This is a genomic window from Maridesulfovibrio zosterae DSM 11974 (assembly GCF_000425265.1).
GTDB classification, from domain to species: domain Bacteria; phylum Desulfobacterota; class Desulfovibrionia; order Desulfovibrionales; family Desulfovibrionaceae; genus Maridesulfovibrio; species Maridesulfovibrio zosterae.
Map to the genome: position 1 here is coordinate 738062 of NZ_KE384342.1, position 22564 is coordinate 760625.

Consider the following 22564-nt stretch of genomic DNA (forward strand, 5'->3'; position numbering starts at 1 on the left):
CGGAAAAGCCCCCTGTACATAGTACAGAGGGCCTATCTTATCGTATAAAATGAATGTTGCCGACTATACTTCGCCCAGAGAATTAGACGTGGCCTGAATAACAGACCCATTTGTGTTATAAGTAGGAGTAGATTTGGTTGCGACAAGCTTGCTCGCAAGAGAAGGATCAGCCATGACTTCCCGCTCCATCTTTGCTTTTTTGATATTCTTAATATCATTCGCGTTCGATTCGGCACCGCTGCGCTGCTTTGGCATTACCACAGCTTGACTTGTTCCACTGATTTCCATGCAATCCTCCTTAGTTCTCTTTTTTATTCTTATAATCCTTTATCGGTACATATCCGGAAAACATTAGGGAGTATTATAATTATTTTCACCATATCTGTCTTAACCGAGGTAGCATATACGCCAGTCTAAATTTATTGGTAGCACGGTAACGCTTCAAACCACACTTTTCTCTTTCCTAAAGCCGAACAGAGTCAAAAGATCTTTTCCATAGTTCTAGCCTTTCATACTCCTTCCCTAGATATATCTTAAGGCCCTGCCAGCGTTAGCAGCAATGGCAATACGCATTTCCCCGCCTATCCCGCTGAGAATAAAACGTCTGCAATGAACCACGGGTATGCGTCCGAACATTCAAGGTATAGGACTGCGCGCCAACTTCAATTGCTTCGATAGCCTTATTCAGAGAGTCCAGCCGTTTCTAGAGCATTAAAACAACTTGGTTATTATGGTTGTCCTTCAGGTCGGGACGATCATAACAATCGAGGTGGTTATTTTGAAATGGGGTGGGTACTGGGGAGTAAAATTTACTGGTTACTGAACCTGTTACATATTATTCGAACTACAAAATAGTACATACAAATCAAAAATTCTTAAAAAATCACTCATAAATCAATGGATAAAGTTGTTCACGCTCTTGGCTGGGGAGTTATCTAATAACCACTCATTATTAGAATTTTTATAATTTCCATCTCGATATACCTGGCGCGCTGGAGTTGCCTTAAAACTCTTCAAATCAAAATAGACTGATAATGATTCTCCATATCTAACCTTTTCAAACTTATCTTGAGTTTCATAACCGGCAGCCGAAACTCTAATATGATACGTCCCTTTCTTAAGCTTTATTCCATCATAATACCTAGGCTTAATATTCATAATCTGAACTTTGGCATCCTCAGGATATGTTTCAACATGTAAGCTTCCATATTTAGCCTCCTTTTTATCATGTCCAGACATAACTTTTTTTATATCGAGTGTAACATCTTCACTTTTATCACGATTCAAACACGCTAATAAAGACTTACTAAGACTACGTCTAGAAACTGTTCCTTGAATTGAAATAAGAACCAATGATTTTCTTTCCACAATTTCAAAGGCCGCAAGCGTAAGCTCTAAATCTCCATTAATATTTGCCCATGATCCTGTTATAAGAATATCAGACTCCGCTTGTAGGTTGTAACCATTATAATCATCTATTTTGTAGCCATTGTGATTTACAACGTATTCATCCTCCATCAGGCTAAGATCACTACGGTTAACCACATAAAATTCACTTTTCATAAGATCCTTACAAAAATAAATATCTGATATCACTTTTTTAGCCAAAGAAGATGTAAGATCTGGACATATCCTTTTAGTATATTGCTCAGAAAAATCACGAACAGCTAATTTTTTCCCTTCCAATTTCCCTTGTTTTTCCAATGACAAGAGTACTCCTTTTACAAGGCGTAAAAGAACCTCGTCATAATTGTTAGAAGCATAGCAAGGAGTTATTGGCACCAGCAACATACCACAAATTAAAATTCCCAAATAAAACTTTTTAATTCTCATTCCCCCCCCTAAAAAGGCTAATGTAAGCCCTATTTGTCTATAATAGCTATATATTTTATACAAATTATAATGCAATATAGTTACTTCAATACATATAAATTACTCCCTCATCAACTCCCCCCCCACAGATTTACCCTTGCGGGCCTTCTGAACCTGCAATTGAGTTTCATACATGCTGAAATCTTCGGCACCTTCTGAGACAGTTTTCTTTATTAGACCAATTATGAAGGCTTCACCATAGCGGTGTTCATCTTTTAGTTTTTCCTGCAAATATTCAAGAGATGTTGCTGCCGACATCACACCCGAAACATGGTGGCACAGATCACCGCTACTCATGGCTCACCTCCCCATTTAACCCATGTTCAGCTTCTATAAGAGCATCATAGGCCGTATTCATGGCTTGCCGCCCTGACTTTGGCAGGTGATCAAGATTCTTAATCATGATTGCCTTTGCCGTAGCTATGCAGGATTTCGGGGAAGTATGACCATAAATGGCTGGTTGTACTTCCTTCAGATTTTGAAACCTGTTCTTGTCACAAATTTAACACGATTGAAACAAATCCTGATCGCTCTTTGTATAATAAATTCAGAGCAGTTCACCCTGCGCTATTAACCGCGTAAGCAAACACGAGAAGTTCCGGCTCACAAATACCTGTGCCGAATTATACAAGGAGTTAGTTAATGGAAAAGGAAAAAGTTCTCTTTATTTGTGTGCATAACAGTGCCCGCAGCCAAATGGCAGAAGAGTTTCTGCGCGCGCTCGGCAACGACAGATTTGAAGTCAGCAGTGCAGGTTTCGAACCCACAGAAATCAATCCCCTTGTTATGGAAGTGATGCGCGAAGAAGGTCTCGACCTTAGCCACAAAAAAACCCAGTCAGTATTCGATCTTTATAAACAGGGCCGCATTTTCAATTACGTGATCACCGTCTGCAAAAAGGGTCAGGATCAGGATTGCCCGATTTTTCCCGGCATCTCGCATCGCATCAACCTGCCTTTTGAAGATCCCGCCAAGCTCGAAGGAAATTATCAGGAACGACTAGTCAAAACCCGTGAAATCCGTGATTCCATCAAAGAACTGGTCACACTTTTTGCAGAAGCGGTCGAGTCCGGATCAATTGAAAAGTTCTGCTCTCTTAACGCCTGTTAAAAAACAGTTTTGCCAGAACGGGGACGATGTTATAAACGCACCACACAAACAACCTGCATCCGTTCCTGCTCCAATAACCAACGGCAACCGACAATAAAAAAGGACCGCCTCACTTCAGCGATCCTTTCTTATTGAGCAGGTGAATATACTAAGGTACACACATGTACTTTGTTACAAGCTCCAGATAACATCTAGGGCACTAAAAATTTTCTTATGCCCACCAGATTGAACGTGCCGGAGGATTACCAAATGTTGTAAAGTCATCTCCGGATTCATGGAGCACCTGATCTAACTCCTCAATGCTGAAGTCGTACCCTTCTTCGTTAGCGGTAGAGACAAAATCTTCCTTGCTTCGAATAGCATTGTACTTCAGTTTAATATCTTTGTTCTCTCCACCTGCTATCAGCAAACGCTCCACTTCTTTTTTAGACATGATTGTACTCCTTTTTGGTAAAATATAGTGATCTTTTGACAATTATGTTTAATTGTTGGCTGACACTGACGCCATAGACTGTGTGTAGCTAATTCTGTGCCAAGAAATTGTGAAGCCGAGTACACAGTTGCTAAAATAGTAATCCCTCACATCTCCCCAAGCCATAAATTCACGGTCACCCAATGGAAATACCATGTGTACTCTGCCTTTACGCCCTGTTTTACGGCCTTAGCAGACTCCCTCTTCATCGACTTTGCATTGCCTCACGTTACCCGTGATTAATGGATCGCTGAGGAATACCCAAAGGCAATCGACCTTCGATAAATCGCTTCGGCGGTTCATCTCCGTGGATTAGCAAGTTATTCAGGTAGCATAGACCTATCAGCGGCGCGGCCTTTTCGTATAGCTCCCACATCTGCCATAGTGTTTCGCCGTTAGCCTTTGCCCACACTTCATCTATGACCACGACCAGCTCATCCGCCTTGTTTCGCTTGACCATGAATCGCTGACCTTGTTCACGAATCATCCTACCTAGGGTCTTCATTGCTTCATGTCCTGATTCGCACTCCTGCCACTGCTGATTGAATTCGCCTTCCGATATCGGGTTAACTCCTTCCAGCTTACATAACCGACTGAATTTACGGTAAGGAGTTTCAGGTTCAGCCTTCTTGTATTTGCTTTGAAGCTTTGCCAATGCGTTCATACTGGTTCCGGTCCCAAGGTTTGTCCCATGTCAGCCAACACTGAAAGTCATTGAGAACATTAGTCTTTTTCTTTTTGGTCCAACTATCCCATGTACCAAGCTTAAAAACCAAATGCTGGAAACCTCGCGTATACGCACGCACCCACGCGCATATATAGGCAACTTTCACCCTATATAGTGGACCGCTGGTACCATCGTGGACCGACCCAGTATTTACGGGCTTTGCCGAGCTTTTTGACGTGGACCGAGTGGTACCGATACGTTGGAACCACTTCGCCGGGGGAAGCATAAATTCCGAACATGTATTGGTTTGCCCAGCAGATAAGACGTAGCAACGCCGCTGGTTATTCGTCCCACTCGCATATATACCACTAAAAAAGCTCATTAAGATTTCAACTCAAATCTGGTTTTGATGCCTGCAACCATACGACAACGCCGCCCATCAACTCGCGGGCGGATTTCCTTCAAGGTCTTCACAGCAGCGTAAAGTTCACGGAAAAAGTTTTCCTTATGCATTGATTGATAGCCGTTTTCGGAACAGTATTCGCGATAAGCCTTATACAGTGAATCCTTAGACTGCTTTGCGCCGTCCTTAAGCTCACACTGATCTTCAACGAATGCCTGAACAGGATTGTTAAGCCGCCTGTAATCCATCAGTAGATCAATAGTTTCATCAGACGATGAAAACCGTCCCTGCTCATACAGCCGATGCAACCCGACCAAAGCCCAATGAAAGATTTCGGACAGCTCGCTTTTAAGTTCCTTGAACAAGTTCGGGTTGCGGTCTGGATCACCTTCCAGATATTGCCGCTTAAACTTGATGGGCAACATGCGCCGGAAAAAGCCGTCTGTATTATCCAGCACACGCGGCAACTTATTAGCCGCAAATGCCAGCTTGCAGAACGGTTTAAAATTAAATGGATCTTTATGCTTAAATGCACCTTGAATAGTGTCACCGGATACTACAGCCTTAAACACGGGTGTTTCCATAGCCGCCGAGCCTATTTCCGTGGAAATATTCAGCACCTTGTTATAAAGACTTGCGCGCCGAAACTGATCTTCCAAATCCTGAAAACCAAGAGCTGAGCAGTTTTCAGGCGAAACCAGTTCACGGGTGATATTTAGAAAAGTTGATTTACCGTCCGAGCCATCACCGAGTAGCAACAGGCACTTTTCAAAGTGTGTATCACGGGTAAGGCTGTAGCCCATGAACTCTTGGAGCTGGGCAATGGGTTCAGGAGTCTGCACCGTATCTTCCAGATACTTAAGCCACTTTTCGCACCTTGCTTCGGAATCAGGGTTAAAAGACACTCCAAGGCATATGGTGGAATAGTAATCGTGATCATGCGGTTTCAGCTCAAGGGTTCTAAGATTGAGCATACCGTTTTGCAGACACACCCAGTCACCTTGATCATTAACCGCGCGCCCGTGCGGAAGATTGGCTAAATTGACAGCCAGTGAAGTTGCATCATTCACCCGCGCGGTTGTGGCCTCGATGCCGAGATAGTGCGTAGCCGACTGCTGAAGGTTGCCGCGTGAAATCTGTTCCCAGTATTTAGCGTTCCAACGATACAAGAGGCCCGTCATATCATCAGCAAGCAAAGGCTGATCCCGTAGAAGCTGATCCGCCAGCAAACGAGGCTTGAACCGATTATCAAGGAAGAACGCCCATTCCCCGCCTGTTTCGCAGCCCTGCGGTATTTCAATCTTGCGAGCCGTGGCGAACAGGGCTTGCAAATCCTTCGCCCCTTGCTTGAAACGCACAAAGAAATCGGTAAGATCGAGTCCGTCTTTTTCCGGCAAACTGCCGTCCGCATTGCGCCCCATAAATTCAGGCCATTCGATGATACGCACCGAGCGCGCCACCTGAACCAGTGAGCGCGCCGCTTTTTCAGCATGAGCCTGTCCCGGCTGGTCAGCGTCATAAGCTATGATCACATCACGGCCCGTAAACGGCTCCATATGCTCTTTAGACCACTTAGCGGTCTTGGAAGTCTGAGTGATGGAGTTAAAACCATTTGAAATAGCGCATATGGTATCCGGTTCGCCTTCGCAAAGCAGAACAGGGCCGGATTTAGCAAGAGTACAAGGCGCAGGAAACAAACGGGCATTACCGTAGCCCCTACCCCATGATATGATCTTGCTTTTCAGATTAGTGCCGGGCTTACGATAGAGCCGCACACTATAAAGTTGTCCATCATTTCCGCGAATGGGAATAGCCACACGCATAGGCACGCCGTTAATTGGAAGAGTTTCGCCAGCACTATTCCTGAATACCATCTGCATACGCAGGTCGAGCCGTTTGATAACGTCCGGGTTCCAGCCGCGCTCTTTTCTCAGTAAAAAGAACCAATCATCCGGCAACAGAGCCATACGGCTCCATGCGGATTCCGGTATCACGACATTAGAACTACGCTTACTGGGCTTACGCTTCTGCTGAACAGTGGTTTTAGATTGCGGGCCATCGTTTACGCCCTGCCCGTATTTATCTTTGAAGCTTTTGAATGCTTCATCATTGGCAAGGCCGTTAACCAGCCCGTAAAGCTTGATCAGGTCTCCGCAGTCGGTGCATTCAGCAAGGCATTTAAAATAGTCGTCTTCGAAGTTGTAGCCGAAGGAAGGGTTATCATCAGCATGGAACGGACATTTGCCGTTCAGCCATACACCCTCTTCTTTTGCATCCTCAAACAATGTACTCGCAATTCTCTTGCGCTCATCTTCAGATAGATGTGTACCAGCCCAGCCCATATTTACTTCTCAACCACAGAACCGATCTGTTCTGTTTCTAAATTTTTGTGTGAATTAATCACTGAATCCCTCCAAGATACAATTTTTATGACTTCTCTTTCCATAAAAGAATATTTTCGGATTGTTACATACAAATTATGATGCGTAAGAATTGCATTCATTCACCGCATCAAGCCAATGTAACAAGCCGTACCTTGGCAAGAATTAATTCAAATGCCGGACATGAGTAAGCCGAGTCAGGTCCGGCTTGAGACTGGAAAGCATATTTGTGGGAGCTAGTGAACTGAACGGGATACATGAGCCGATTCTAGAGACGGAGCAACGAGTGTTCAAGGAGATTTACTTGGACTTATTTGGATGCAGATGGACGAAATGGACCTGATGGTCAGGGGCATTTTGGATTGTATTGGACGGTATTATTTGGGGAGAATCTTTAGGGTGTGGGGTTCGGAGTTGTGGGGTGAACTGAACGGAAAATTTAATCTTCTGCCAACTGTTCCCACTCAATACCCATTGCGTCAGCGATCCGTTTCAAAGTGCTGGGGCGCAATTTATCTGGGTTGTTTTCCATCTGAGAAAAGCTGGCCTGAGTAATTCCCATCTTGTCAGCTATATCCTGCTGGGTAAGTCCAAGGTGAAGCCGCCATGCCCGTACAAGGGATTTGCCTTTCAAAACATGAAGTTCAACCACTTCATGGGGGATTGCGATTGCTTTGTCGGTATCCGCGCGCTTGTTCATTTCCAGAAAAGCATCATAGGGCATGACCACGGCGTAAGGTTCGCCGTTGCTGTCCTTTAATATGTCGTAATTAATATGTTCTTTCATCACGTTTCTTGACCTCTTCAATGTATATGATAACAGGTTCGCCAGTTTCAACGGTAAAGATAATCCTGTATCTGCCCACTCTGAAACGGTAATCTTCGCGGTTAGTCAAAGCCTTTACATTCTTGCAGTCTGGAAATGTTTTCAGGTCGTTAACCTTGTCCATGATGCTTGTCTGATCCTTGCTATGAATCTTTTTGAGCTGCTTTAAGGCTTTAGGCAACCATGAGATTTTATTCATGTTTAAAATATAAGTTTTGTATAGGTTTTGGTCAAGGTTAAACCTATAAATGAATAGCTTGAATTTATTTGGATGGAGGTGGGAGTCAAGCTCGCGGGGTGTTAGTGCGTCAACAGATGGTTGTTGTTTTTGATATATTTAGTTAAAGAAGTTAAATTCTAATTATCTAATTAAGGCTAGCTGTTATGGAAACAACTGATTGGATATTACTTAGCGTTTCACTGGCTTCTCTGCCTATCGCTTATATCTATACGCATCACTACGATGTTTATTCCTTTTTGTATAACTACTCTGGTGTGAGAGCCATTTTTGAAAAAATTCATCCGCCAACAGAAGAACAACAGCAGGACTATAATTTTAGGAAACCTAGCACGTTTGTGCTGTGGGCAATCAGTATTTATGTGGCGTTGTTTAGTATTGCTTCAGCGCGGTATGATCGGGCCGTCAATTCTTATGATATGCAAATTTCTGGTTTTCAAACGCAAATGGCTACAACTTCAAGAGCGAATGCATGCGCAAATTTGAGGTTACTTCAAAAAGTAAGAGTTCCAGTTAAACCAGATTTTTTTGTTTTCTGGAAAACATTTTATTCCTTTTATAGAACTGAGAAGTATGAATTAGGGCAAAAGATGCTTCTCCAAACAATTAAGGCCTATAAAAAAGAATTATACCAAGCTAATCTTAACGGTGCAGACTTATCTGGAATTAATTTATCTAGAGCAAATCTTAACTCGGCAGATTTAAGAGGAACTAATCTTTCTAATGCTATTCTTGCGCGAGCAGAATTAAAAAATATAATGTTGCTTGGAGCAAATCTTGAGGGAGCCAATCTTAATGCTGCAAATTTGACAGGGGCTATCTTAATACGATCCGATTTGAAAAACGCTACTCTTATAGGAGCAATTCTTAATAATGCCAATTTGATTGGTGCCAATCTTTCTAATGCGACGATCCATGCTGGGCATTTCAACGGAACTATTCTTCTTGGAACAACTGTTACGAATACCGAATTCACGTGGGCCAATTTGAAAAATGCAATATTCGACTCAGAGAGTTTTAGCCCAGCAAGTGGCGAAATATCACTTTTTTTCAAAAAATATTTCAAAAATACTGAACTCAGTAAAAGTAAAAACCTTTACGAAGCCAAACTTCCTTCAAAGATAAGGAGGAAGCTTATGAAATCATCCCCACATTTGTTCGCTAGGCCAGAATGGTTTATTCCGTAAAATCGTCTGTGTTTATCCAGCCTAAACATGCTATGTGTGCACTCAAGTCCACACCATCCCCGTCATCCCAAACCCCAAGCCCACCGTCACCCAATGTGTGTACCAAGTGTGTACCGAACCCCACCCAAAATCCCGGTACACACCAGAGTACACACATAAGGTGCCGGATTGGGCTGGATTGCATAGGACAGCGTCAGCCATAAAACGCAAAAAAGCCCCTGAAATTCAGGGGCTTAATAAACAGTATCGGACTGTATGATTTTATGTAATGGTGGGCAATACAGGATTCGAAAAAGATAAATAAGTGCCTGAAATTGAAGTGAAATAAAAAATTAAAGTTTTTTTTACCCACTTTTTTACCCACAAGTGGCAGTCTTTGACTGATTAAATTCAATTTAATATAGTGCTATTGTTTTTATTGAAATAAAACAAGGATGCACAGAATGCAGGTAGCTCTTAATAGTGCTGATGAGAGATGTATAGCTTTTCAAACGGAAAAGGTTGAAGGTCCGTTTAAATGTCCCCATTGTAAAAAGGATGTAACTCTCAAAAAAGGTAAGATACGAGAGCATCATTACGCGCACATAAAGTCGTCTACAGAATGTCAGTACGGGAAAGGTGAGTCTCAACTCCACTATAGAGCAAAAAGAGAATTGTATGAGGCATTACGAGTCCACCCGAATTGTACAAAGTGTGACATTGAAAGAACGCTTACAGGTGTGCGTCCTGATGTTAGTTTGTGTATCAGTGGTAAATATGTTGCAATTGAAATACAAAAAAGCGACCTAAGTATTGATGAAATTATCAAAAGAACAAAACGATACACTAGTCTAGGGATATATATAATTTGGATTTTCCCAGAAGAGGGTCCAAAAATTAAATATGATGATATGGGACAACCCACAACTCGTATCAAAGAATGGCAAAAGTTTTTGCAAGCAATGTATTTTGGCAGACTTTATTATTGGACTCAAGACGGACCGTATGTGACTCCTATTCGTCTAGAGACATATACAAAGGATATTGAACCGGGAAATTGGATTGACGATTTTCAAGAGGAGCTTGGTGAGGATTTATCTGGGACATATTGGCATGATGATAATTATGATTCTGCTGATTATGGCGGACATACTAAATATTATAAGGCTAAAAAATTGGTTTTAGCATTCCCTAATGGACCTCTACATCTTGCCGAAGACTTCAAAGGAACTGTTAAAGGTAAACCTTTTTCTACTAATAATTGGACGGTTCCATCATGTGGGGTTTGGATGGATAAGCAGACTAAGTGGTGGTAATTTTAAATTGGGGTGGACATTTAAAAATACACTTTTTATTTGCCCAAGGTTAAATTTAAATAATATTAACGTGTTTTAACCATTTTGATGTATTGCTGTTTACCAAATATCCTGCTTTCTTCCTTTTCTCTTTGAGCTTTCGTTCTGTATTCATCCAATACATCTAATTGATGAATTTGAGCACGTAGTGCTCTCTTGTATTTTCTTGAAACCTTAACTTTTTTTGCATTTACATTGATCCCCGTTACTAACTTAAGATCATTTGGAGTAAGGAGCACTTCCTTGTCTTTGTTTAACGGCAACCCAAAAGATTCAATTATCTTTTTTACTTCAACTATAAAAATATCAGGAATAGAACGACCTGAAAATGTTAAATCGTCTACAAAGCGTGTATACTTCAAATCATACACCTGAGCTAAAGAAGATAAACGCTTATCTAGTGACAGACAAAGTATGTTTGTTAAAACAGGGCTAGTTGGTGATCCTGTAGGGAGTTTATACTTATAGGTAGTAAGCTTTGTTAAGATGCTCGCAACAGGAGGCGAGCAATCGAGCTCTTCAATAAACATCTGATTTATACGACGCGCAGAGACAGAAGGAAAAAAGGAATCAAAGTCAAAGCATAATACATATGGTGCAGCTGCATGTTGCTTAGCATTGTCTACATGGCAACGTTTAGGAACTGCGCCATAGGCGGCAGAGTGTAGTTTAAAATTCTTTAAATGTGATAAAATTTTAGCCTGTATTTTTCTTAGTTTACCGACAGGCACAGATAGATGACGAATATCACCATTTTTTTTGGTGATTTCTTTTTTTTTGTAGTAATTCTTTATGTTTTGGGAAAATTCTAGGAGGTCTTGCAGGGAGAGTTCAAGTATTCTCGCGAGTGATTTAAGACTTTTGAGTCCAACAATAGAGCAATTATTATGCTGCGTCACAAGAAATAGAGTCCATTTCGTAAGTAATAATGGTAAACATGTTTTTTTGTAACTTAATAAAATCATCTCTTTCAGGGCCTGTAAGCTCTGAAGGAATTTCGCTTGCTACAATGAATAGTAGTTCTTTAGAAACGCCAATTAAATCAGCAAGTGTTTCCACAAGCTTTAAACTCATTGTTTTTTTCCCACTTTCAATAAGGGACAAATAGTTTTGTGAAATATTAAGACATTGAGCCATTTGACCTTGTGAAAGATCCTGACTCACTCTTATTGTTTTCACTAATCGACCTAAAGTCATCATTTTATATTATCCTCGAAGGTTAAATTCAGGGCTTAGCAGTCTTCCATCATCTAATCTCTATTCTTAGAGCAACGATCCAAAGAAATCTTTGATTTGTATCAAAAGATCATCCGGCATCAGTCGTAGCACAAATTTAGACCATCTTATCGATGCTTTCGTCCACCGTATAATCTTTTTAAGATCAGGCAGAGCCTTTTTTGCAACCTCATCAGACGAAACGAGTTCATCCGCAATCTTAAGTTTGAATTTTCGCTTTTTAACTAGGCCGTTCAACAGCTCGTAGGTTTCCTCTGTTATTTCGAGGTGGCGTTCTTTCTTGGTAATTCTATTACTCATTTAGTATCCTCATTGTATGATTCTTCATACAGTTTATGGCGATGTGCCGCCCGTTATACATTAACTCTTTGCTCTAAGACTGCTGCCACCATGAAGTATGCCGCCTAGGATTATGAATACTTACGTCATCGCGGTATTTCGCAATGCGCCGTATCGTGTCCAGAGGGGGCGACAATTCCATCTTTTTAAAAGATGGCGACCTACATTTGGTCTCAAACTCAACCGAAGTTGAGGCAGCATATTTAGCTGGAACGGGACTTACTGCACCATGAGTAATAAAATGGCACTTAAGACGGATTTCAAAGAGCAATTTACTGGCGATGCGCCAGCTGTTGAAAATAAGATAACAAAAAAACACAACAAGTCAATATTTTTCTAACTTTTAGTTGTAAAATATTGATTTTAAGCTGTGGATAGTTTTAACCACCTATATATATGATTTTTTTGGATGATATTTTAAAGGTATAATAGATACTTTTCCCTAAAAAAGGTGTCATACCCGTCACAGGTGTCACTAAACCTAATAAAGTACATAATTTCAAGAAGATAAAAGAATGACACCTAAAGTGACACCTCTTTTTTAGGTGTCATCAGGTTCACTGCTAAAAAATGTCATGAAAACAAAGACATACAGCAGAAGTGACGGCTATGACACCTGTGACATGTATTTTAGAGGTCTGTATTTATTTTGGTTCAAGGGCTTTCATATTTCTTCATGGAGTTAAAACCTGAACTCAATTTCGAGCAAGCACAGTAGACCATGATTCGTACAGAGTAATGTGCTGTAGCTGTCCAAGCCAGTTTACCCAATGTTACACATTGGGAACTGGCGAGGGAGAAAATTCTCCCTTCGATCCCTCTTGTATTTCAGAGCCGTGCAAGACTTCATTTTCTGCGAGGTTTGGACTCCATGAAGAATAATGAAGAGAAATACACCGAGTTCGAGAACACACGTGTCACTCCATCAGAAAAGAAAATACTCAAGTTTCAGGCTGAGCCAGAAAGCTTGAGTATGCTAATTGTTCGCGAGTAGAGCTGAGTCATTCACGAGTCAGGAAGACAGATAGGAAAGACAAAAAACAATTACTTACTCAGCTCCGAAATCCCCGGTAACGGGGTCACATCTAGAAAGCCCGCCGGGTTCTGTTCAGCTTCCCACAGATCACGCTTACGCTGAAGGTTAAGCCAAAGATCAGGAGTGGTGTTGAAAGCCCGAGACAATCGTAAGGCCATTACAGGGCTTATACTGGTTTTCTCATGGAGTACTTGAGACAGATGCTTGCGGCTAACCCCAAGATGAGCAGCAAGGGCCGTTACAGTCAAACTCAGCGGTTCCATGTAATCATACTTTATAATTTCGCCGGGGTGTGTCGGCTTACGGGTTGTGGTATGCATAGTTCCCCCTGCTTAATGGTAATCGTGATAGTTCACTACGTAGGCGTTGCCGTTTTCAAATTTGAAAGTCAGCCGCCAATTTCCGGAAACCTTTACTGAATAATGATTCACAAGATTTCCCTTCAAAGGGTGAAGGCCAAAGCCCGGTGCGTTCATATCCTGAACATCCGAGGCAGAATCCAATCTATCAAGCATGCGGCCTAGCTTGGGCGCGTGCTTGGCCTGAATTCCCTTTATGGTTCCAGTTTTAAAAAAAGCCTCAAGGCCCTTGTGAGCAAATCCTTTAATCATAATGTAACCTCTTAGGTAACACTGGTCAATAGGCCGTGTTAAGCTCTTTTCTTAAACGGGATAACACTTCCGCCATCACGCAAGTTATCAAGATAGTCCGCAAAGCTCTGCATCATCCGGGTGCGCTCCGCTAGATACTGAGCGTGGTCGTAAGCTGCGCGGACTTGGTTCGTCTGCACATGAGCAAGCTGGCGTTCGACCATGTCTGTAGGCCATCCGGTTTCATAGAGCAAAGTCGTGCATGTTCCCCTGAATCCGTGATAGCAAAGTTGCTCTTTGGTGTAGCCCATACGGCGTATTGCCTGATTCAGGGTATTTTCAGAAAGCATATTCGAATTATTTACAACGCTGGGAAAAACATATTTTGAAGGTAAGCCAAGCTCTTTCACGTCAGTAAAAATCGATAGGACCTGATTTGAGAGTGGTACAATATGCGGCTTACGCATCTTCATTCGTGTACTAGGCACACGCCATTCTAGGCGGTCAAAATCAACTTCATCCCATGTCATGCCCCGTATCTCAATAGAACGGGTAAAAGTGTACAGGCCCACCCGTAACGCCTGTTTAACGATATGATGTCCGGGATAGTCTTCAATTGCCCGTAAAAGCTTGCCTACCTCTTTTGGGTCGGTGAGTGCTGCACGATGTTTTCGAGTTTTGGCAATGGGAGGGAGAGCGTTTTTGACGATATGAACAGGATCTGTTTCGGATTTGCCGATAAAGACTGCATAGCGGAACACTTGCGAACAGAGAGAAGAAACCCGGTGTGCGGTTTCGTGAGTGCCTTTAGATTCTATCCGTTGCAAGAGAGCAAGGATTTCTTTTGGAGTAATTTCGGCAATCGGCATTTTACCGATGTATGGAAATACGTGATTCTCAAGACGTCCCTGATTGGTGCGGTGAGTTTTAGGAGTCCACTCAGTACTGTTTTTCTCAAGCCATTGGTTGGCTACATTTTCAAAAGAATTGTCTTCCGATTCTTCGCTCTTTTTTACTTTTCTATCTTCCCCTGGATCAATTCCTTTTGCCAGAAGTGCTTTTGCCTGAGCATGGAGATACCTTGCATCTGCCAAAGAAAGTTCCGGGAACTTACCGTACGTGATGTTATTTTCTTTTCTGGTGACGGGGCGTCTGTACCTATAAACAAATGTTTTGGTTCCACTGGGGAGGATTAATAAACTCAGTCCGTTCCCGTCTGAAATCCGGTAGTTTTTGTCTTTAGGTTTCGCTGCCTCAATCTTCTTAATTGTCAACGCCATCTGTCAGTCTCCGCTTTTGTGGGTAAATGTGGATAACGGTTTTTATATTACCCACATTTTTACCCACACATCAACGTGGACAAAATAGGATTGCATTGAACCATAAAGGACAATAAAAACAAAAAGCCCCTGAAATTCAGGGGCTTTACGGTCCGTATGGGACATTAAAAATCTATGTAATGGTGGGCAATACAAGATTCGAACTTGTGGCCTTCAGCTCCGGAGGCTGACACTCTATCCAACTGAGCTAATTGCCCACACAGATCGCCTTAGTATCCATCGACATGCTTTTCTGTCAAGAAAAAACTGTATAATTGTAAAATATTATCACAAGATAAATACGTATATAATTCATGCATTGATTGAAACTAATCAAAAAACTGAGCCTGTTAAATATTACCGACTCTCTGCCCTTTTAAATCTAAATGCCAACGCAGCTGCAATCAGCAACACAACGTCACGGCCTATTGTTTCCGCCATGTTTGAAATCTGCGCCGCATCGGTCGAAAAACAGCCGCAGGCAACGTCTATTCCTCTATAGATGGTAGATAACAGTGCTGCAATAAAAACAAGCAGCATTATGATTAGTATTGATGCTGAGATATCCGTCAGCACGTTGCAAACAAGCATTGCTCCGCAAACAAACTCTAGCCACGGCAGCAACATGGCTACAGGGCCGATCATCATCTGCGGTAAAATCTGATAATTTTTAATAATCCCTGCAAAAGCAACCGGATCAATAATTTTATCTATACTTGCAAATATAAATACCAAGCCTAAAATTATACGTGGTAATGACTTAAAATCCATTAGTTTGTCTCCAAATCTCTTCCAGAGCTGATCCAGCCGTCTATGCCCTCTGCATACACTGAAATATCTCTCAATCCTTTTGCCTCCAGTTTCTTGGCAACTGTCATGCTTTTACCGCAAGAAAGTCCGTCACAATACACAATGATAGGCTTGCCCGGCTCAATCTGCTGAACCATGCCGTCCAGTTCTTCACCAATTGCCCAGTATGGTATGTTCAGCGCACTCGGTATATGCCCCATGTCATAATCAGTATCACTGCGGGCATCGACAAATGTAAATTTTCCGGAATCATAATCCTGAAATAAATCCTGAGTTCCAATTTCAGATATTACCGAAACCGGAGGGGCCGTCAATTCGCTGAAAGAACTGATCGGCTTGGGCCTTACCACATTAAATCCGAACGCCAGCATCGCTGCCAGAGCACACAGAAAGAGTATCTTCAGAAGACAAACTGTCTTTTTTCCAAATTTCATTATCAACACCTGACTTAATATTTTACGCCACAGAAATAGCAACAATGGAATATTCCTGACATATGAGATACCACAGGGCAAAACAATAGAGCAACCGTATAATCCATACAAATTATTCACATCTTTTTGCAATTATGATCTAAAAAAGACATAATACAAATCATAAATATAAATGGCTTAGTGTAAAATAAGCTGGAGAACAGATGAAAAGCATGATGAATAAAAATTAAATAATATTAGAAATTTGAAAAAAAATAAAGCAGATTACATAATGAAGAAAGAGAAATGAAAATGGCTTTAAAAACAAAAAAAGGTGTGTTCATGATGAACACACCCTTCTTTCAGCGAGACCGGACACCCGGGATAAACCGTTACCGCTGCTTCCTTTCGGACCTGACGGAATTCACAGCGCACCCGCCATCCGGCCTCTCTGTAAAAAACTTTGTCATTGCGACGAGGAGAAATACCTATTGATTCAAGCTTAAATTGTCAAGCAATATTAGTAAAAAGTCTGGATTTTTTTAAAAATAATTTTAAAAGTCATGAAACAGACCTGATAAAGATGAATTTCAACAACTTTAACACTTTATCTCTTAAACGTTTTTTGATTAACTGATCAGACAATAAATATAAATAATAAAATTTCGGAGTTTAAAATGGATGCTAAAAATGTAAATGATGTTGAAGGCGTAAAAGTTCAGCAGATCGGTTATAAAGGCCATGATTACGAGGTCAAAGGTGTCACCATCCGCTGGCTCTCCAAATCAGGACAAGATGCAAACGGACAGCCTGAATACGGTCTCAGACATTTCACAATTGAACCCGGCGGAGAAATCCCTGCCCACAATCATTTTTATCTGCAAACCGTATATATTGAAAAAGGTCAGTTCGAGTGCTTCACTTCCGATCCTGAAACCGATGAGATTATTGAAAGCAAAATATGCGGTCCGGGAGACTTTGTTTATTCTGAATGCATGGAACCGCACGGAATGCGCAACATCAGTAAAACTGAAGATGCGACATTTATCTGCTGCATTTGCAACGTATATGACAAAAAATAATTGTTTTAGAAATTCTAATAACAGTTCTTTTTAATGCAATTACAGATAAAATCTTCTTCTGTTTTTTAGCTCGCAAAAAGGGAGGCTTGACCATTCACCGTCATCGCCTCCCTGCTTTTTTTTATAATCTGCTGCAAGTCTTAAATATTTGTTACGCGTTCAGTTAACAAGAAGTTATACAGCCTTAAAAGCATCAAAAATCTGCTGTGCTCTTTTTTTACCTATCCCCTTAACAGCAGCCAGTTCCTGCACAGTAGCAGCCTTCATTTTTTGAACTGCACCAAATTCATCCCACAAAAGACGTGCGGTTTTAGGACCAATTCCGGGTAAAGCCAATACTTCGCTTTGCAGAACCTTTTTCTTTCTCGATTTACGCTGCCGACCTATTACGAAACGGTGAGCCTCGTCCCTGACATTTTGCAGATACAACAGCTCAGGACTTCCGCCTTTCAGAGGAAGATGATTTTTTCGTCCGGGCCTGAAAATACGGTCTTCCAACTCCCCTGCTTTGCGGGTCGGCCCCTTAGCAATTGAAGCAAGATGCGGAACAGGAGTTTCTTCAGTCCAGTTTTCCGCAAACGCTTTCTCAACAGCTGCGAGCTGGCCTTTACCGCCATCTATTAATATAAGATCAGCCCAAGGAGGTCCTGAATCAATTCGTTTGACCACCCAGTGATAAAGAGCTGCGTAGTCATCAGATGAATGCTCAAGTTCAGGAAAAACGTATGTGCGGTATTGCGATTTCTCAGGCTTGGCTTCCTCAAATACGACCATGCCGACACGCATCCCCTCTCCGCCAAGATGTGATGCATCTATACATTCTATTCGCTGCGGAGCAGCTGAAAGCTTAAGTTTTGCGGCTAACACATCAAGAATATCAACATTCTTCTTCTCATTGGCACCGAAAGCGGCATTCTTCCGTGCAATCTCCAGAAGACGTTTTTCCTCCCCTGTGCCGGGTGTAACAATACGGACTGGATTTTTACTGCGTTCAGTAAGAATTTCCATTGAACTCTGCATATCAAATTCAAACGGGACAAGCAGTTTTGAGGGGATAAATTTGGTCGAGGTATAAAACTGGCTTACAAAACTATGCAAAATCTCTTCGCCATCTTCAAGGCTGAGACCGGGCCAGAAGAAATTCTTTTTATCCAGAAGGCGTCCCCTCCTTATAAATAATAAACCAAGCCCTACCCCTTGCGAAGACTCAGCCAGGGCAATTACATCAATATCCGACGAATCATTAAAAACAACAGACTGCTTTTCAATCGTTTTTCCAACAGCCTTTATCTGATCACGCAAATTTGCAGCCTTTTCAAACTCAAGAGCTTCGGAAGCAATCTCCATCTCCCGCCGCAAAGATGAAATCAAATCGCCGGCCTTACCGGATAAAAGCATCTCAACCTGATGAACAAGATCCATATAGTCTTTTCGGGGCACAAAATTTACACATGGCCCAAGACACTGCTTCATATCGTGATACAGACAGGGCCGTACTCTATTTTTAAACGATGAATCAGAACATTTACGCAGCGGAAAAACTTTGCCCAAAATCTTCCAGGTTTCACGGGCAAAATAGCTTGATGTATATGGTCCGAAATAAACAGATCCATCACGCACAACTTTGCGGGTCAGCCGTAAACGCGGATATTCAGATTTTTTATCAAGCTGAAACAGAACATACTGCTTATCATCACGTAAAACGATATTATAGCGAGGCCGATGTTTTTTGATCAAACTAGCTTCAAGCAGCAAAGCTTCTTTCTCTGTGGCTGTCACAAGAGTATCGATGGAACATATTTTTGAGACGAGTACCCTTGTCTTGGGCGTATGTTTCTCAATAGCCCTGAAGTATGAAGAAAGACGCTTTCTAAGAACACGCGCTTTCCCTACATATATAATACGTCCGGCTGAATCTTTCATAAGATACACACCCGGAGAAGACGGAAAATCGGCACTGATAAACTCAAAACTCATTTTAACTGCACTCGTATAAAATTTTAAACTTTACCCTTTGACACACTTTCTGGACTATATCTGCCTTTCAACCTTGTCAACAAAGGCTTAATTCAGTGTATCCTTAAGTCTAGAGATTTTCTATTTTTTTAAACTTCAAAATGAGTATAATTTTTTATACGGTAAAATTTTTTTTACTTTAGTCAAAAAAATGTAATTTTTGACTTGCATTGCACTGCACTTACAGATAAAACGACTCTTGAAGGTAGGCGTCAGGCAATCGTGCTTGAAAAAATTATTCAGCAAAAGGAATAAAATTATGAAAAAATTAGTAACCCTCGCAGTCCTCACCATTATGGTGCTCGGATTTGCAGGTATTGCTTCTGCCGTAGAACTGGAAGCCAAAGGTAAATTCCAGTTCCAGGCTAACATCATTGACAACAGCGACTATCTGTCCGCTGAAAACGACGGTGTACAGGAAGATGACCTGAACTTCTACTTCCGTGCTCGTGCTCAGTTCCGTTTCATCGCAAACGAAAACCTGATGTCCGAATTGTACGTTGAGTACAAAACCCGCGTTGGTGCTTCTGATTCTGACCTTAACTCCGGTTCTACTGACCGTCAGCTCGGTATCAAAAGAATGTTCTTGCAGTACCGTTTCCCCGGCACTGAAGTCCTGACTACCGCTGGTGTATTCGCTATCGAACTTCCTGGCGCAGCTAGCGGCAACGTTGTTCTCGGCGATATCGATGCTGGTGCTTTATTCGTTGAATCTCCTATCACTGACCAGATCGGCATCACTGCTGGTTTCATCCGTGCATACGATGCAAACAGCGAAGACGGTTCTACAACCTACGGCGTTCAGGCTGCAACTACCACTAAACATGATGAAGTTGACCTGTTCTACGCTGGCGTACCTGTTAAAATCGACGGCATCGAAGCTACACCTTACTTCATGTACGGCCTGATCGGTAAAGACACCTACGGCGCTCTCGGTACCAGCTCCGGTATCTCCGGCAACAAAGGTCTTTCTACTTTCGGAACTACTCCATTTGACAAAGATGCAACTGCATGGTGGCTCGGTACTTCTTTCTCCATGGACATGTTTGATCCTTTCGTACTGAAAGCTGACATCGTTTACGGTGCTATCGACGCTAACAAAAAACAGAATGACCGTTCCGGTCTGCTCGTTGACGCTAGCCTCGCTTACACAGGTTTTGATTTCGTACAGCCTAAAGTAATGTTTGCTTACTCAACTGGTGAAGACGACAATACCGACAACGGTTCTGAACGTCTTCCTAGCGTAAACAACAACTTTGCATTCGGTACTACCTACTTTGGTGGTTCTGCTCTGACTTCTTCTGACTTCAACGACCAGAACCAGCTCGGTTTCTGGATGGCTGGTCTGTCTTTTGAAGGTATCTCTTTCCTTGACAAACTTACCCACGATCTTACTTTCTTGTACATCAAAGGTACTAACGACAAGGACCTGATCAAAAACTCTGCAGCTACCCTTACTAATGGTGTTGCAGATGGTAACTTCCTTACCACTGAAGACCAGGCTTTCGAAGTTGACTTCAACACCAACTACCAGATCTACGACGAACTGGCAGCTATCGTTGAATTCGGTTACGTAGACGTTGACCTTGATAAGAACACTTGGGAAAACTACAATGCACGTAACGGCAAAGACGATCCTTTGCTGAAACTTGCTATTGGCCTCGTTTACTCTTTCTAAGAGTTACCTAAGTTCTTAAAGTCCTGACGCCGGGGGCCGGAAGTGAATCACTTCCGGCCCTTTTTAATTACAGCTCATCCAGCCCCTATTCTTCTCGACTTCCTCTCGACTTTTTAAAAACATTACGATAAGGGTCAAAGCATCTTACTTAACACTCTTCATTAATACCATTTCCCCCGCTTCGGGTACGGTGTTATACACATATACTATTTTCACATTCATCAAGTTTAAGGATTTTCTAATGCCTTGCAGAGATATCAATTATTCAGGTCAGACAGACTGGCCTGAAGTAAAAAAATGGCTGGAACTCAGAATAAACCCTGACAGCAAAGTTGACGGCATTGTCAAAGACATTCTTGCCAATGTAAAAAACAACGGCAATCAGGCTCTCATCGAATACACCCAGAAATATGATTGCCCTGAATTCACTCAGGAAATGCTTAAAGTCTCTCTGGATTCAGTTCGACTGGCTTATGCTGAAGTAGAAACTGAAGATCTTGAGATTATCGAAGAAGCTATCCGCAACATAAGAAATTTTCATCGTAAGCAGGTAGAAGAATCCTGGTGGACGACCGGTGAGGATGGAACCATTCTGGGACAACTTGTTCGTCCAGTCGATAGAGTCGGACTTTATGTCCCCGGTGGACAGGGGGGAGAGACTCCTCTTATTTCAAGCATGATTATGAATGCTGTCCCAGCGCAGGTTGCCGGAGTTAAAGAAATTGCTGTCATCTCTCCGCCGAGAAAAGACGGTACACTAAATCCGTACATTCTTGCTACAGCTCAGGTTTTAGGTATAAAAGAAATCTACGCCAGCGGCTCTGCATGGGCAATAGGCGCACTTGCATATGGGACTCAAACCATAGCTCCATGCGATGTCATTGCCGGACCGGGCAATATTTTCGTTGCCACTGCGAAAGGACAACTGGTCGGCGAAGTCGGAATTGATATGATCGCCGGCCCAAGTGAAGTTGCAATACTTGCCGACGGCAACTCAGATCCGGCATGGCTGGCTGCAGATTTACTTTCGCAGGCAGAGCATGATCCCCTTGCGGCATCGATACTAATCACATGGGATAAAGATCTCGGTGCAAAGGTAAAAGCTGAGCTGAAAAGACAGGCAGATCTACTGCCCCGCAGTGAAATTGCTTTTAAATCACTTGAAGACTGGGGTGCTATTGTAACTGTACCTGATCGTGATACCGGAATAAATTTTGTTAATAATATGGCTCCTGAACATCTGGAGCTGGCATTTGAAGACCCTTGGAGTGCTCTGGGATTGATAAAGCACGCCGGAGCTATTTTCATGGGACACTTTACTCCTGAACCTGTGGGTGACTACTTTGCCGGGCCGAACCATGTTCTGCCTACAGTAGGAACTGCAAGGTTCTCATCTGCTCTTTCAGTAGAGACATTTACTAAAAAGACCAGCCTGATCTACACTGATCAGAATTATGTGACCCGCCATGGCGGAAAAATTGCTAGGCTTGCAAGACTGGAAGGTCTTGAAGCTCATGCACGTTCAGTTGAAACTCGTTTAAAATAAGAGGATACG

General features: G+C 42.2%; 23 protein-coding genes, 1 tRNA gene and 1 other RNA gene. 6 read left to right on the top strand and 19 right to left on the bottom strand.

Annotation, left to right across the window (positions count from 1 at the left end; translation table 11 throughout):
- Positions 1–63 precede the first annotated feature (63 nt).
- The 3 genes from H589_RS0114960 to H589_RS0114970 form a co-directional block, all read right to left on the bottom strand.
- A complete protein-coding gene (locus H589_RS0114960) occupies positions 64–288 on the bottom strand; it encodes a hypothetical protein (RefSeq protein WP_051249760.1) in 225 nt (74 codons plus the stop codon).
- A gap of 606 nt (positions 289–894) precedes the next feature.
- Positions 895–1833, bottom strand: a complete 939-nt coding sequence (locus H589_RS20490) for a hypothetical protein (RefSeq protein ID WP_051249761.1) — start codon at positions 1831–1833, stop codon at positions 895–897.
- A 99-nt stretch (positions 1834–1932) separates the two neighbouring features.
- Complete coding sequence (locus tag H589_RS0114970) at positions 1933–2169, bottom strand: hypothetical protein (RefSeq protein WP_027722783.1); 237 nt, start codon at positions 2167–2169, stop codon at positions 1933–1935.
- A gap of 345 nt (positions 2170–2514) precedes the next feature.
- On the opposite strand from H589_RS0114970, the gene H589_RS19870 reads away from it, so the two are divergent.
- Positions 2515–2982 carry an arsenate reductase ArsC gene (locus tag H589_RS19870; RefSeq protein ID WP_035076155.1) on the top strand — a complete coding sequence of 156 codons (468 nt, stop codon included), beginning with the start codon at positions 2515–2517 and terminating at the stop codon, positions 2980–2982.
- 211 nt (positions 2983–3193) lie between these two features.
- Here H589_RS19870 and H589_RS0114985 read toward each other — a convergent pair whose 3' ends face one another.
- The 5 genes from H589_RS0114985 to H589_RS0115010 form a co-directional block, all read right to left on the bottom strand.
- The gene (locus H589_RS0114985) at positions 3194–3415 is read right to left on the bottom strand and encodes a Nif11-like leader peptide family natural product precursor (protein ID WP_027722784.1); all 222 of its coding nucleotides are present in this window, start codon (positions 3413–3415) and stop codon (positions 3194–3196) included.
- A gap of 268 nt (positions 3416–3683) precedes the next feature.
- Positions 3684–4118 (bottom strand): hypothetical protein, encoded by a 435-nt coding sequence (locus H589_RS0114990; protein WP_027722785.1) that lies wholly within the window; start codon positions 4116–4118, stop codon positions 3684–3686.
- A gap of 384 nt (positions 4119–4502) precedes the next feature.
- Positions 4503–6866 carry a phage/plasmid primase, P4 family gene (locus H589_RS0115000; RefSeq protein WP_027722787.1) on the bottom strand — a complete coding sequence of 788 codons (2364 nt, stop codon included), beginning with the start codon at positions 6864–6866 and terminating at the stop codon, positions 4503–4505.
- Positions 6867–7344: 478 nt separating this feature from the next.
- A complete protein-coding gene (locus H589_RS0115005) occupies positions 7345–7692 on the bottom strand; it encodes a helix-turn-helix domain-containing protein (protein WP_027722788.1) in 348 nt (115 codons plus the stop codon).
- Complete coding sequence (locus H589_RS0115010) at positions 7676–7930, bottom strand: type II toxin-antitoxin system RelE family toxin (protein ID WP_027722789.1); 255 nt, start codon at positions 7928–7930, stop codon at positions 7676–7678. The genes H589_RS0115005 and H589_RS0115010 overlap by 17 nt, the downstream gene beginning before the upstream one ends.
- A 185-nt stretch (positions 7931–8115) precedes the next feature.
- Between H589_RS0115010 and H589_RS20495 the strand changes: the two genes are divergently transcribed.
- Positions 8116–9156 carry a pentapeptide repeat-containing protein gene (locus H589_RS20495; RefSeq protein ID WP_051249762.1) on the top strand — a complete coding sequence of 347 codons (1041 nt, stop codon included), beginning with the start codon at positions 8116–8118 and terminating at the stop codon, positions 9154–9156.
- A gap of 443 nt (positions 9157–9599) precedes the next feature.
- Complete coding sequence (locus H589_RS0115025; RefSeq protein ID WP_027722791.1) at positions 9600–10451, top strand: competence protein CoiA; 852 nt, start codon at positions 9600–9602, stop codon at positions 10449–10451.
- Positions 10452–10516: 65 nt separating this feature from the next.
- On the opposite strand, the gene H589_RS20500 is transcribed toward H589_RS0115025, so the two are convergent.
- From H589_RS20500 to ffs, 10 genes are all read right to left on the bottom strand, one after another.
- A complete protein-coding gene (locus H589_RS20500; RefSeq protein WP_051249763.1) occupies positions 10517–11389 on the bottom strand; it encodes a reverse transcriptase family protein in 873 nt (290 codons plus the stop codon).
- The gene (locus H589_RS19885; RefSeq protein WP_035076159.1) at positions 11376–11690 is read right to left on the bottom strand and encodes a helix-turn-helix transcriptional regulator; all 315 of its coding nucleotides are present in this window, start codon (positions 11688–11690) and stop codon (positions 11376–11378) included. Before H589_RS19885 ends, H589_RS20500 begins: the two co-directional genes overlap by 14 nt.
- A gap of 63 nt (positions 11691–11753) precedes the next feature.
- Positions 11754–12026 (bottom strand): hypothetical protein, encoded by a 273-nt coding sequence (locus tag H589_RS0115040; protein WP_027722792.1) that lies wholly within the window; start codon positions 12024–12026, stop codon positions 11754–11756.
- A 1083-nt stretch (positions 12027–13109) separates the two neighbouring features.
- Positions 13110–13421, bottom strand: a complete 312-nt coding sequence (locus H589_RS0115055; protein ID WP_027722793.1) for a HigA family addiction module antitoxin — start codon at positions 13419–13421, stop codon at positions 13110–13112.
- A 12-nt stretch (positions 13422–13433) separates the two neighbouring features.
- A complete protein-coding gene (locus H589_RS0115060; RefSeq protein WP_027722794.1) occupies positions 13434–13712 on the bottom strand; it encodes a type II toxin-antitoxin system RelE/ParE family toxin in 279 nt (92 codons plus the stop codon).
- Between the two features lie 38 nt (positions 13713–13750).
- Complete coding sequence (locus tag H589_RS0115065; protein WP_027722795.1) at positions 13751–14971, bottom strand: tyrosine-type recombinase/integrase; 1221 nt, start codon at positions 14969–14971, stop codon at positions 13751–13753.
- A 180-nt stretch (positions 14972–15151) separates the two neighbouring features.
- Positions 15152–15228 (bottom strand) — tRNA-Arg (locus H589_RS0115070).
- Positions 15229–15367: 139 nt separating this feature from the next.
- Positions 15368–15781 carry a MauE/DoxX family redox-associated membrane protein gene (locus tag H589_RS0115075; protein WP_027722796.1) on the bottom strand — a complete coding sequence of 138 codons (414 nt, stop codon included), beginning with the start codon at positions 15779–15781 and terminating at the stop codon, positions 15368–15370.
- Positions 15781–16254 (bottom strand): rhodanese-like domain-containing protein, encoded by a 474-nt coding sequence (locus tag H589_RS0115080; RefSeq protein WP_027722797.1) that lies wholly within the window; start codon positions 16252–16254, stop codon positions 15781–15783. Before H589_RS0115080 ends, H589_RS0115075 begins: the two co-directional genes overlap by 1 nt.
- A 338-nt stretch (positions 16255–16592) precedes the next feature.
- Positions 16593–16688: signal recognition particle sRNA small type (gene ffs / locus H589_RS20690), an RNA gene on the bottom strand.
- A 222-nt stretch (positions 16689–16910) separates the two neighbouring features.
- Between ffs and H589_RS0115085 the strand changes: the two genes are divergently transcribed.
- Positions 16911–17315: a cupin domain-containing protein gene (locus H589_RS0115085; RefSeq protein ID WP_027722798.1), complete on the top strand. Its 405-nt coding sequence runs from the start codon at positions 16911–16913 to the stop codon at positions 17313–17315.
- Positions 17316–17489: 174 nt separating this feature from the next.
- On the opposite strand, the gene uvrC is transcribed toward H589_RS0115085, so the two are convergent.
- Positions 17490–19292, bottom strand: coding sequence for an excinuclease ABC subunit UvrC (gene uvrC, locus H589_RS0115090; protein ID WP_027722799.1), 1803 nt, complete (start codon positions 19290–19292; stop codon positions 17490–17492).
- Positions 19293–19590: 298 nt separating this feature from the next.
- On the opposite strand from uvrC, the gene H589_RS0115095 reads away from it, so the two are divergent.
- Together H589_RS0115095 and hisD are read left to right on the top strand one after the other, a co-directional pair.
- Entirely contained in the window at positions 19591–21009 is a 1419-nt protein-coding gene (locus H589_RS0115095) for an outer membrane homotrimeric porin (RefSeq protein ID WP_027722800.1), read from the top strand.
- A gap of 241 nt (positions 21010–21250) precedes the next feature.
- Positions 21251–22555 carry a histidinol dehydrogenase gene (gene hisD, locus H589_RS0115100; protein WP_027722801.1) on the top strand — a complete coding sequence of 435 codons (1305 nt, stop codon included), beginning with the start codon at positions 21251–21253 and terminating at the stop codon, positions 22553–22555.
- Positions 22556–22564 lie beyond the last annotated feature (9 nt).

Excerpts from the sequence above, each read along its gene's own strand:
- H589_RS0114960 (WP_051249760.1), bottom strand. The coding sequence starts at position 288 with ATGGAAATCAGTGGAACAAGTCAAGCTGTGGTAATGCCAAAGCAGCGC.
- H589_RS20490 (WP_051249761.1), bottom strand. The coding sequence starts at position 1,833 with ATGAGAATTAAAAAGTTTTATTTGGGAATTTTAATTTGTGGTATGTTG.
- H589_RS0114970 (WP_027722783.1), bottom strand. The coding sequence starts at position 2,169 with ATGAGTAGCGGTGATCTGTGCCACCATGTTTCGGGTGTGATGTCGGCA.
- H589_RS19870 (WP_035076155.1), top strand. The coding sequence starts at position 2,515 with ATGGAAAAGGAAAAAGTTCTCTTTATTTGTGTGCATAACAGTGCCCGC.
- H589_RS0114985 (WP_027722784.1), bottom strand. The coding sequence starts at position 3,415 with ATGTCTAAAAAAGAAGTGGAGCGTTTGCTGATAGCAGGTGGAGAGAAC.
- H589_RS0114990 (WP_027722785.1), bottom strand. The coding sequence starts at position 4,118 with ATGAACGCATTGGCAAAGCTTCAAAGCAAATACAAGAAGGCTGAACCT.
- H589_RS0115000 (WP_027722787.1), bottom strand. The coding sequence starts at position 6,866 with ATGGGCTGGGCTGGTACACATCTATCTGAAGATGAGCGCAAGAGAATT.
- H589_RS0115005 (WP_027722788.1), bottom strand. The coding sequence starts at position 7,692 with ATGAAAGAACATATTAATTACGACATATTAAAGGACAGCAACGGCGAA.
- H589_RS0115010 (WP_027722789.1), bottom strand. The coding sequence starts at position 7,930 with ATGAATAAAATCTCATGGTTGCCTAAAGCCTTAAAGCAGCTCAAAAAG.
- H589_RS20495 (WP_051249762.1), top strand. The coding sequence starts at position 8,116 with ATGGAAACAACTGATTGGATATTACTTAGCGTTTCACTGGCTTCTCTG.
- H589_RS0115025 (WP_027722791.1), top strand. The coding sequence starts at position 9,600 with ATGCAGGTAGCTCTTAATAGTGCTGATGAGAGATGTATAGCTTTTCAA.
- H589_RS19885 (WP_035076159.1), bottom strand. The coding sequence starts at position 11,690 with ATGATGACTTTAGGTCGATTAGTGAAAACAATAAGAGTGAGTCAGGAT.
- H589_RS0115040 (WP_027722792.1), bottom strand. The coding sequence starts at position 12,026 with ATGAGTAATAGAATTACCAAGAAAGAACGCCACCTCGAAATAACAGAG.
- H589_RS0115055 (WP_027722793.1), bottom strand. The coding sequence starts at position 13,421 with ATGCATACCACAACCCGTAAGCCGACACACCCCGGCGAAATTATAAAG.
- H589_RS0115060 (WP_027722794.1), bottom strand. The coding sequence starts at position 13,712 with ATGATTAAAGGATTTGCTCACAAGGGCCTTGAGGCTTTTTTTAAAACT.
- H589_RS0115065 (WP_027722795.1), bottom strand. The coding sequence starts at position 14,971 with ATGGCGTTGACAATTAAGAAGATTGAGGCAGCGAAACCTAAAGACAAA.
- H589_RS0115075 (WP_027722796.1), bottom strand. The coding sequence starts at position 15,781 with ATGGATTTTAAGTCATTACCACGTATAATTTTAGGCTTGGTATTTATA.
- H589_RS0115080 (WP_027722797.1), bottom strand. The coding sequence starts at position 16,254 with ATGAAATTTGGAAAAAAGACAGTTTGTCTTCTGAAGATACTCTTTCTG.
- H589_RS0115085 (WP_027722798.1), top strand. The coding sequence starts at position 16,911 with ATGGATGCTAAAAATGTAAATGATGTTGAAGGCGTAAAAGTTCAGCAG.
- uvrC (WP_027722799.1), bottom strand. The coding sequence starts at position 19,292 with ATGAGTTTTGAGTTTATCAGTGCCGATTTTCCGTCTTCTCCGGGTGTG.
- H589_RS0115095 (WP_027722800.1), top strand. The coding sequence starts at position 19,591 with ATGAAAAAATTAGTAACCCTCGCAGTCCTCACCATTATGGTGCTCGGA.
- hisD (WP_027722801.1), top strand. The coding sequence starts at position 21,251 with ATGCCTTGCAGAGATATCAATTATTCAGGTCAGACAGACTGGCCTGAA.